Annotated in this window: 9 protein-coding genes and 1 tRNA gene; 2 read left to right on the plus strand and 8 right to left on the minus strand. The window is 66.2% G+C overall.

Translation table 11 applies throughout. The features are described 5' to 3' along the window. Nucleotides 1–15: 15 nt before the first annotated feature. Both radA and E3O49_RS08490 read right to left on the minus strand, forming a co-directional pair. Nucleotides 16–1380, minus strand: coding sequence for a DNA repair protein RadA (gene radA, locus E3O49_RS08485; RefSeq protein WP_134366825.1), 1365 nt, complete (start codon nucleotides 1378–1380; stop codon nucleotides 16–18). Between the two features lie 10 nt (nucleotides 1381–1390). Next, nucleotides 1391–2332 (minus strand): SGNH/GDSL hydrolase family protein, encoded by a 942-nt coding sequence (locus tag E3O49_RS08490; protein WP_241976067.1) that lies wholly within the window; start codon nucleotides 2330–2332, stop codon nucleotides 1391–1393. Between the two features lie 100 nt (nucleotides 2333–2432). Here E3O49_RS08490 and E3O49_RS08495 point away from each other — a divergent pair. Both E3O49_RS08495 and E3O49_RS08500 read left to right on the plus strand, forming a co-directional pair. Next, a tRNA-Ser gene (locus E3O49_RS08495) sits at nucleotides 2433–2522 on the plus strand. A gap of 202 nt (nucleotides 2523–2724) precedes the next feature. Then, nucleotides 2725–3186: an SRPBCC domain-containing protein gene (locus E3O49_RS08500; RefSeq protein WP_160141063.1), complete on the plus strand. Its 462-nt coding sequence runs from the start codon at nucleotides 2725–2727 to the stop codon at nucleotides 3184–3186. A gap of 406 nt (nucleotides 3187–3592) precedes the next feature. Here E3O49_RS08500 and E3O49_RS08505 read toward each other — a convergent pair whose 3' ends face one another. From E3O49_RS08505 to E3O49_RS08530, 6 genes are all read right to left on the minus strand, one after another. Next, nucleotides 3593–5377 carry an ATP-binding protein gene (locus tag E3O49_RS08505; protein WP_134366823.1) on the minus strand — a complete coding sequence of 595 codons (1785 nt, stop codon included), beginning with the start codon at nucleotides 5375–5377 and terminating at the stop codon, nucleotides 3593–3595. Nucleotides 5378–5633: 256 nt separating this feature from the next. Then, nucleotides 5634–6443 carry an FAD:protein FMN transferase gene (locus E3O49_RS08510; RefSeq protein ID WP_420898194.1) on the minus strand — a complete coding sequence of 270 codons (810 nt, stop codon included), beginning with the start codon at nucleotides 6441–6443 and terminating at the stop codon, nucleotides 5634–5636. Between the two features lie 13 nt (nucleotides 6444–6456). After that, nucleotides 6457–6936 (minus strand): FMN-binding protein, encoded by a 480-nt coding sequence (locus tag E3O49_RS08515; protein ID WP_134366853.1) that lies wholly within the window; start codon nucleotides 6934–6936, stop codon nucleotides 6457–6459. Continuing rightward, nucleotides 6936–7676, minus strand: a complete 741-nt coding sequence (locus E3O49_RS08520; RefSeq protein WP_134366822.1) for a ferric reductase-like transmembrane domain-containing protein — start codon at nucleotides 7674–7676, stop codon at nucleotides 6936–6938. Before E3O49_RS08520 ends, E3O49_RS08515 begins: the two co-directional genes overlap by 1 nt. After that, nucleotides 7655–8347, minus strand: coding sequence for a ferric reductase-like transmembrane domain-containing protein (locus tag E3O49_RS08525; protein WP_160141064.1), 693 nt, complete (start codon nucleotides 8345–8347; stop codon nucleotides 7655–7657). The genes E3O49_RS08520 and E3O49_RS08525 overlap by 22 nt, the downstream gene beginning before the upstream one ends. A 475-nt stretch (nucleotides 8348–8822) precedes the next feature. Continuing rightward, the gene (locus E3O49_RS08530) at nucleotides 8823–9695 is read right to left on the minus strand and encodes an MBL fold metallo-hydrolase (protein WP_134366820.1); all 873 of its coding nucleotides are present in this window, start codon (nucleotides 9693–9695) and stop codon (nucleotides 8823–8825) included. Nucleotides 9696–9803: the final 108 nt, after the last annotated feature.

Consider the following 9803-nt stretch of genomic DNA (forward strand, 5'->3'; position numbering starts at 1 on the left):
CAGCGAGCCGAGGCCCTAGAAGGAGCGGTCCAGTTCCGCCTCGCGGGCAGAGACGCCGGTCGCGATCGCCGCGGCGACCGCGGTACCGATCGACCCGGCCTCGGCGTCGATGCGGGTGGTGAAGCCGAGGCGGCCCGCTTCGGCCGTGCGAAGCTTGGACGCCGACACCGGCCGCACCTCGCCGGCCAGGCTGATCTCGCCGAATGCGACCGTGTTCTGCGCGATCGGCCGGTCCCGGAACGCCGACGCGATGGCGAGGGCGATGGCGAGGTCAGCGGCCGGCTCAGTGAGACGGATGCCGCCCACGGTCGAGACGTAGACATCCATCCCGCCCAGGCCGGTCAGGTTCGCCCGCCGTTCCAACACGGCGAGGAGCATCGCCACCCGGGAGGAGTCCACGCCGTTGGTGACGCGACGGGGGTTGGGGGCCTGGGTCTTGATGACCAGGGCCTGGATCTCGACCGGCATCGCCCGCCGGCCCTCGAGCGCCACGGTGACGCAGGTACCCGAGACGGCCGAGTTGCCGCGGCTGAGAAAGAGTCCGCTCGGGTCGGGTACCTCGGCGATGCCGTCGCCGGTCATCTCGAAACAGCCCACCTCGTCGGTGGAACCGAACCGGTTCTTCAGCGCGCGCACGAAACGCAGCGCCGTCTGCCGGTCGCCCTCGAACTGGCACACCACGTCGACGAGGTGCTCGAGCAGGCGGGGGCCGGCGATCGTGCCGTCTTTTGTGACGTGTCCGACCAGCAGGATGGGCAGATCGCGGTCTTTGGCGACCCGAATCAGGGTGGAGGCCACTTCCCGCACCTGGCTGGGCATGCCGGCGAGGCCGTCGGAGAGCGAACTGGCCACGGTCTGCACGGAGTCGATGATGACGAGGTTGGGTTTGACCGCGTCGATCTGGCCGAGGATGGTGGCCAGGTCGGTCTCGGCGGCGATGAACAGTTCGGGCTGCAGCGCCCCGGTGCGCTCGGCGCGGAGGCGCACCTGGCTGACCGACTCCTCGGCGCTGACGTAGAGCACGCGGGACTTCGCGGCCGCGGCCTTCGACGCGACCTCGAGCAGCAGGGTGGACTTGCCGACCCCGGGCTCGCCGCTGAGCAGGATGACGGATCCCGGCACGATGCCGCCGCCCAGCACCCGGTCGAACTCATCGATGCCGGTCGGCCAGTGCGAGACCGCGTTGGTGTCGACGTGGGTGATCGGCCGGGCGATGCCGTCGCCGCTGACGCTGGCCGGCTTAAGTGCGCGGGCCAGGCTCGCCTTCTCGGTCATGTCGACGACGGTGCCCCATTGCTGGCATTCGCCGCAGCGGCCCGCCCATTTCAGGGTGGTCCAGCCACATTCGGTGCAACGGAAGTTGGAAACGGGTCTGGCCATGCCTGCGAGCCTAGCTGGGGCCGCCGACACCGCTTGTGTTGGGGGTTGTTGCGGCCGTCGTTTCGGCTGCGGACCCGGTCGGCGTTGCCGTGAGTGGTGCCTCCGCGGGGTCCGTTGCCGTGGTGGGTGCCGCCGCGGGCGCCGGTGCCGAGGTCGCCGCGCCCGCCGGTGCGGACTCCGCTTCGAGGGGAGGGAACCGCCGGGTGAGGCTCGCTTCCAGCGCCGGCAGGAACGCGTCGGCCCAGGCCCGGTAGCCACGGTTGTTGGGGTGGAACAGGTCGCCCGCGACGTGCGTGGCGACGCTGCGCAGCCCGAGCCGCTTGGTGGTCGCGTGCAGCGGCACCACGGTGAGCCGGTGCTCCGCGGCCACCTCGGCGATGATGCGGTTGGCGACTGCGACCATCCGTTCGTTGCGGGGCAGGTGGAAGCAGGGCAGGCTGGCGACCAGCGCATGCGGGGGGAGTGCCGCGAAGACCGTGCGGATGCCTGCCTCGAACGCCACCGCGTCCCAGAGGGCTATGTCGTTGGCGCCGATGGCGACCGTCACGATGTCGGGGGTGAGCTTCACAAACTTTGGCAGCTGGTCGCGCACGGCCAGTCCGACCGTCGCGCCCGAGACGCTCAGGTTGACCACCCGCACGGTGCGGGCGGTCGTCAGCGCGATCTGGTCGGCCAGGATGCCGACGTAGCCGCGGTGCGGGGAGCTCGCGCCGATCCCCTGGGCGGCGCTGTCACCGATGACGGCGTAGAGGAGCTCGCCCTTGTCCTTCGCCCGGGTGCGCCACCACAGCGAGTGCACCGGCAGGGTCTCGTTTAGGATGACAGCGCTCGCGGAGACGCGCTGCTGGAAGGCCCGGTGGTTGGCCACGACGGCCACGCCGATGCCGGCGGCCGTCGACACGGCGCCGACCGTCAGGGCAAGGGAACGGAGCCGGTTGTTCGCTGATATCACCTCGCGAGATTACAGCGGCCGGCTGGGTGCGCGCCGTTCAGACACGGATGCCCGGATCGCGATTGGCGCCGGCACCCGCTTCTCAACTACACTTTCCCTCGGTACCGTGTCCGAGCGGCCGAAGGTGCAACTCTCGAAAAGTTGTGTGGGGGAGACTCCACCGTGGGTTCAAATCCCACCGGTACCGCCACGGAAAACCCCCTGCAGCCCGTTATTTGATTGGGAGGCAGGGGGTTTTTCTTGCCGGGATTGACCCAGTGAGGAGTTCTTCCGCCCGTGAACAGATGCGCAATCATGGGTACGCTCGATGAGGTGCGTTTTGCGGAACTAGTTGACGTGCCGCTCGGCGGGCAATGTCCCGTCGCGCTCAGCTCGAACGTGAAGGAAACACCGTGTCTGATCACGCAAGAATCAAGGGCCACACCGTGACCCGCACCGTGCACATCGAGGCCTCGCGCCCCAGCGTCTGGAAGGCGCTGACCGACCCCGAGGTGATGGTCAAGTGGTTCGGAGACGGTGTGGGGTTCGCCGCGCTCGAGCCCGGTGCTACTGGCAGCATCGACTGGGATGACTACGGCAGCTTCCCGATTAAAATCACCGAGGTGGTGCCCGACGCCTCGTTCGGCTTCCGTTGGTCGGGAATCCCCGCCGAAGAGCTCGACGAGTACGCGACGCACGTGCGCTTTACCATCGCCGATGCTGGTACCGGGACGGATGTCACGGTGATCGAATCGGGCTTCGACACACTTCCCGGCGGCACCCTCTACCGTCGCGAGCGTCTTGAGCAGAACCGAGAGGGCTGGGACGTCGAACTCGACGAGCTCGCGCTCCTGCTCGAGGGTGGCACCCCGTAGTTCACAATTACGGGGGAGTCGCTCGACGAGTTGGCGGCCGGTAGCAAGCTATTTGGCAGAGCGAAGAGGATGTGCGCGAAAGTGCCGAATAACTGCCCAGTGATTCAGCGGCCTGTGAGTTGCCCGTATGGGGTAACTCGCTCGCTGTGCCACGCAACGTTGCTGTCCCAAGCAGACACTTGGGGTTTTGCTTTTATCAACGCACGCTCAGGCGAGGATTGACGCCTCGATGGGTCTGCGCGCTGCAACAGGATTCTCCGCTCAAGAGCGAAGGTGTCGAAGGTAGCAATTCCGAGCGCCAATGGAAGCGCGGTCAGTCATCCCCGACTGAGCCGCAACGCCTGCGGCCCTTTTCGCGGAATGTCGAGACACGATGTATCTGTTGGGTTATTGAATATTTCGTGACCTAATCCTCGCCTATTTCCAGGTCCAGCTGGGTCGCCGGCTCCCGAGAAAGACCCGTATTCTTCCGACCTTTAACTCGGGCCGGGAACTTCGCGCCTGGTCCATAGCGGACTGCAGTTCCGCTCTTCGCCTTCGTTGTGCGGACGAGGATCTCACGGCCGACGAGATCCTGAATCACGTTTCGCGCGTTAAAGACGTCGAGATCGAACATGCGCTGGATCGTGGCGTTGTTGATGGAACCGTACTCGTGAAGATGGGCGATGATCTTCTGATCACGGTCGCTTCGTCCCCGCGGCTGGTAGCCGAGCGCGGATCCGAGCCCTGCCAACGCACTCGCTCGCAGCCGGTAGTCGGGGTTGCTTCTGGTGACGGTGCGTGGCGTCGGCTCGATGAGCTCTGCCTCGCCGTTCGCCAAACGTTGAAGCTCTGCTTGTGTCACGCCGATATCCCTTTGAATCATTGGGGCGACTTCCAACGCAGTCACAGTGCGCTTGGCGGTGAGCATCGAGACGACGACCAGTGCGTTGGTGTCGTTCTGCACGCCGGGCGGAAGCGTGGAGAAGAATTTCGCGACACGTGCGTTGGGGCTGCCGCCGCTGAAAGTAACCGATGTCTCAGGGTCATCGCCGTCAAAGACTTCGATCGTTGGTGCTTTCTTGCCGCTCCGAATCATTTCCCGATACATGCGGTCGACACCCTGGCCCCACTTCTCGGCCAACCCGAGCCCTCTCATCGTGTCAGCCAGCAATGGGAAGCGGGGTTTCGTGGGGTGTGTGAGGATGTTGGACGGCGTCACACCGGAGACGAGGGGCCCCGGCGAGCGGACTTCCAGCGATTGGTCGGAATGCTCGATTGTGATCGGTCGATTAAGCCGATGGTCGCCGTGCATCACTGCATTTGCGACTGCCTCACGAACCGCCTCGAGTGGGTAGTCCTGAATCTGAATTTGTTGGCCCGAAGCGAGGTTGATCGGTGTCGTCTGTACGCGCGCTTCGATGACTCCTAGGACATCGACTAGCGCCGTGAGTAGCGGGCCTGTCCAGCGTCGCCCGGCATTGACTTCTCCTCCCATGTTTTCCCGATGCTGATACACGAGAACCTCCACCGTCGGGTTCGTGTCGCTGTGACAAAGGAGTATCGAAGCGGTGCGAGTGAGGGTGCCATTGCTGGTGATTAATCCCAAAGTGGCGAGGATGAACTCAGTGTCGGCATCCGCGATCGCTCTGCGAGTCTCATCTGGAAGCTGACGCAGCAGCGCTTTCACTCTCAGTATGGCGTCCGGGTCGATGTCCTGAACTGGGCGCCCTGTGTCTTGGGCGCTCCAATCGCCTCCCTGACGCTCTTGGTGGAGGCGGCTAATCTCGGCAGTCGTCATCGGGATGCATTCGTCATTGAATCTCCGGGACGGAACCTTGCCGCGTGAAACATACACATCGAGACCTTCCTGAACGGTAATCTCCAGGAGACGTTTGCCCTCAAATTCAAACTCAGCAACAACTGCATCGAGACTCGGTGCGGTGACCTCACGAATCCTTTTGCGCAAAGCCAATGCGTCGAGACTCGTGCCTTCAATTGCATCTGGGCCCTCGATGCGATCACGAACCCCCAGAATCACCGATCCCCCTCCGGCATTAGCGAAGCAGACCACGGCGTCCGCAATGTTGTTGCTGGTGTCCGAGATTGAATTGTCTTGACGTTTGAAGTCGAGCGTTACACTTTCGCGCTTGTCGGCGACAGCCGAGCCTGAATGAATTGCCCGGAGTGCGGCAGATATCTCGTCGTTCATTGATCGGTCCTTTGATAGTTCTGCAAGTCTTGCACTTAAATCAAAGAAGAATCAATCGAATCTCGCCGCCAAAGACGGGACCGGCACGAAGCCCACTGAGCATACTGCCTCCGAGCAGGTCGCGGCTCCGTGCGCAGGACTTCCTATCGCGGACGTTGGCTCTCACGTTCGCGTCGGCGTTAATGGCGAGATTGGCCGCCGAGCGCCGGAGGTCATGCGGAGTGATCAGCGGGAGGCGGGTCGATCGCCTGAGCCCTCATGACTGCGTTGACGAACCAGCCGCCGATGCTGTGGGAATGCTGCTGGGGGTGCCGTCGGGATCGCGGGCGATGAGCGCGCGGAAGGCCGGGTTCGCCAGCAGGGCGCCGTCGGCGAGTTGCACGAGCGCGGCGATGCGGAATCTGTCGGTGACGTGATCCAGCGTCGGCCGTCCGCCCGCGATGATCGCTGTGGCCAGGACATCCGCGGTCACGATGTCCCCGGCGATGACGGTGGCCTGGAGGAAGGATCGGTCGGTGTCTGGTCGCCGCCAGATGTGGTTGCCGCGTTCGGCCGAACCCGACGTCGCCGCGGCCGGCCAGTCGGGAGTGAGGCCCACGCTGGTCAGCAGCCTGGTCCGGTCGGCCGCATCGGTGATCCCGGTGATCCAGGTGCCTTCCGCGGGCACGCCTCCGGTCAGGATGTCGCCACCCGCGTTGATGGAGAAGACCCGGTGTCCGTGGCGCTCGAGGACCAGGCCGGCCTGCTCCACCGCGACACCCTTGATCAGGCCCGATAGATCGAGCACGCCGTCTGGCCGGTGCGGGGTGAAGGCCCCGTTTGTGCGCTCCCGCCAGCCCAGGGCATCCGTGTAGGCGCCGCGCATTTCCGGGCCGGCGTGGGAGAGCGGCAGCACGCCTGCGACGATCAGCGACAGTTCCGACTCCGGGGCGTAGAGGCTGAACCGTTGGTCGAGGTCGTCGAAAACCCGGTGGACATCGGCCAGGGCGCCGGCGCTGGCACCGGCATCCGTTGCCAGACGGATGCTGACCACGGTGCCCATGGTCTCAAACGTGTGCACGCCCATCGGGTTGCCCCGGCTATCCCGTGAATCCCGCGGCATCGAGCGCCGATTGCACCGAACCGAGATAGCCCTGGGACGTGTAGGTCGCCCCGCTGACGTTGCTCACGGCAGCCGACTGCGCCGCCAGCACCTCCTCCCGCAGGATCGGCGCCGCCCGTGCACTGATCTCCACCGAGGTCTCACTCGTGTCGGTGAGTTTCAGGGCGACGACATCCGTGATCACACCGTCCGTGAAGACGACCCGCACCTGCACCGTTCCGTACTTGGTCTCGATCAGCTGGCCGTCGTAGGCCGTGGCAAGCGGCACCGCCTCGGTGGGCGACGGAACCGCACTCGGCCCGGAATCCGATGGGGGCGAGGTTGGTGTCGTGGTCGGGAGCCGCGTCGAGGGGGCGACGGGTACGTCATCCGTGAACCTGTTCGAACCTGCCAGCCAGCCCACGACCAGCACGGCGACGGAGCCCACCCCGACGATGGCGGTGCTCAAGCGTCGCATCACCAGTCGAACCGTTCGGCATGGATGCGGTGTGCGGGAATACCGGCCTCGCGCGCATCGCGGATCACGAGTTCGGCCCACGGCTTCGGGCCACAGACGAAGAGGTCGACATCGGGGATGTCGGGCGCGAGAGTCGAAATAGTCTGGCCCGCAGCGAACACGGCCGACGGCAGCCAGGTATGACCTTCGTGGGGTGGCAAACCCACGAGCACCTCGAGGCGGGCGCCGACACGGCCACAGATCTCTTCGACCTCCCGCCTCAGGTACACGTGTTCAGGGTCGTCGCCGCGAAGGATCACGGTGAGCGCCCCGGCTGGCGTGTCGATGTCCTCCAGGAGGGCTCGGATCGGGGTGATTCCAATTCCCCCGCCGATCAGCACCGCCCTGCCGGTGGTGCGGGCCGAGGCGGTGAACAGGCCGTACGGTCCCTCGAAGAAGACCCGGGTTCCCGGCTGCACGCCGAGAAGGCGGTGACTCCCGTTGCCCAGATTGCGCACGGTGATCCGCAGGCTTCGGCCGTCGGGAGCCGCCGACAGTGAATACGGATGCGCCTCCAGGCGAAGCCCGGGCGACCAGAACCGCCAGCTGAAGAACTGAACGCCGTGCGCGGCCAACCGGTCCAGGTCGTGACCCGTCATCACGATGGACGCTACGCCGGAAGCCTCGGCGCGCACCTCTGACACCCGCAGCCGGTGGTGCAGGTTGCGAACGAGGGGGATCAGGAACCGGAACACTGCCACGGCGGCCAGGGTGCCGACATACAGGGACAGCCAGTACCAGCGCGCCCACGTTCCGACCGCGAAAAGCTCGCCCTGACCGAACTGATGGGGAGCGCGAGCAGCACGGCGGCATAGACCAGGAGATGCACCAGGTACCAGGCCAGGTACGGCAGCTTGTGCCGCACGATCACGAGGGAGGTCACGACAACGAGCACGAAGAGGACGAGGGCGATGAAGGCCTGCGGCATGTCCGGCATGGACGTGATCATGGCGATTGCCTCGGCCACGGGGTTGCGCCCCAGCGCGAGGCCGTAGCTGATGAGCAGCAGAACCATGTGGGCGAGAATCAGATACAGCACAGGTTTGCCGAGCCGTCGATGGGCCGCGAGGGCACGGTCGTAGCCGATCGCCCCGTCGATGACCGGCAACCGGGCGGCCAGCAGGAGCATGACGAGCAGGAGATTGCTTCCGACCAGGCCGGCCACTATCCCTATTCCCGTGGTGACGTCCCGGATATTCGTGAAGTATGTCCAGCCCCCGTCGGCCAGGAAGAGAGCCAGCACCACGGCCATCGAGAACCAGGCCAGACCTTCAAGCGCGTCCGCCCGGCGTTGACGCCACAAGAATCGCCGCGCGGGCGGTTCGGCGGTCTGCGCGACGGAATGGACACCAACACCGTTGGGCCGAGTCACGTCGCTCCCCTTCATCTCACCGAATGGCTCTCAATGTAGTCGGTTCCGCGCCTGCGCGCGGGTGAGAGCCGAGGGTACCCCGGAGATCGTCGACGCTGTCTTTCTGCGATGAGTCACGCCGAGTTCGACCGTTCCGGTCGAGCCGGACACTTGAGCCGGTCGAACTCGACCGGAACTGTCGAACTCGGTGCGAGACGCGGGCCGGGTGCGGGGGCCGGTCGGCGCCGCGCCTCGCGGCCGGCCGCGGTAATCCGGCGCCGGGCGTGAGGAGCCCGCATTGCCCCGGTGCGGCGAGGTCCCACGAACCAGCTCACTGACTAACCAATTCGACGGAGATTTTGCCGAAATCGGGCTGTTTTGGCCCAAAACAGGCTGTTTAGAGCAAGATCTCCGTCGAATTCGTTCCCCGTCGGGAGGGACTGGGGCCCCCGGGAGCGCGGCCGGGGCGGGGGCGGTCCGGAGGCGCCGGGAACCTTCACTGGTCCGGTTCGGGCACCAGCGGCGGCGCGGGCGCGGGCACCAGCGCGGGCACCGGCACCGGCACCGGCTCCGCGCCGCGAAGGTAGGCCAGCTGCGCGTGAACCGAGGCCTCGGCGGCGAAGCGGACGGCAGCATCCGTGTGGGCGTAGACGCGATCGGTGACCAGCGCGACCGTCGCGTCGGGCCCCAGCTCGGCCAGAGCACGGCGAACCTCGGCCAGGCGCTGGTGGCGGTGCGCGAGATAGGCGTCGCAGACCGCCTCGAGGTTCGGCAGCACCGGCCCGTGGGCGGGGAGCACCGTGGCGGGCCCGAGCGCCCGCAGGGCGGTGAGCGAACGCAGGTAACCCTCGAGCGTGCCGTCGGGAGCGATGATCGTCGTTCCCCGCCCGAGGATCGTGTCCCCGGTGAGCACCGACCCGTGCGGTCCATCATCGGGCAACTGGAAACACGCCGAATCCGCGGTGTGCCCCGGCGTGGCGATGACACGGATGCGCGTTCCCCCGGCCTCGATCACCTCTCCGTCGGTCAGCGGTCCGGCATCGACACAGAACGCCGGGTCGAGGGCCCGCACCGGCGCACCGGTGAGCCGAGCGAACCGTGCGCTCGCCGCGCTGTGGTCCGCATGGCGATGCGTGATCAGCACCAGGGCAACCGAACCCGTTGCCGCGAGCGCAGCCAGGTGGGCGTCGTCGAGCGGTCCGGGGTCGACCACCACAGCCGAGGCGGAACGGGGCGCGGCGATGAGGTAGCTGTTGGTGCCGTCGAGGGTCATCGGTCCGGGGTTGGGCGCGAGCAGCTTCCGGGTGAGCGGGCTGCTGCGCTGAATGCTCCGCTCGATGCCGACCGGCGGGTGTGCGTCGTTGCCCATGCCGGGAAGCCTAGGAGCGTGTGTCAGTAACGCCTATTCGAAGTTGATGCGACGAGATCCGGGCCGATTTGGCCGCAGCGGGCGGGGCGTTGCTGTGGCGGTCGTCGT

This window comes from Cryobacterium shii, assembly GCF_004402595.1.
Lineage (GTDB): Bacteria > Actinomycetota > Actinomycetes > Actinomycetales > Microbacteriaceae > Cryobacterium > Cryobacterium shii.

Bases quoted from the DNA above. Each gene is read 5' to 3' on its own strand.
- E3O49_RS08510 (WP_420898194.1), bottom strand. From the start codon at position 6,443: ATGGGCGTGCACACGTTTGAGACCATGGGCACCGTGGTCAGCATCCGT.
- E3O49_RS08530 (WP_134366820.1), bottom strand. From the start codon at position 9,695: ATGGGCAACGACGCACACCCGCCGGTCGGCATCGAGCGGAGCATTCAG.
- E3O49_RS08505 (WP_134366823.1), bottom strand. From the start codon at position 5,377: ATGAACGACGAGATATCTGCCGCACTCCGGGCAATTCATTCAGGCTCG.
- E3O49_RS08515 (WP_134366853.1), bottom strand. From the start codon at position 6,936: ATGCGACGCTTGAGCACCGCCATCGTCGGGGTGGGCTCCGTCGCCGTG.
- radA (WP_134366825.1), bottom strand. From the start codon at position 1,380: ATGGCCAGACCCGTTTCCAACTTCCGTTGCACCGAATGTGGCTGGACC.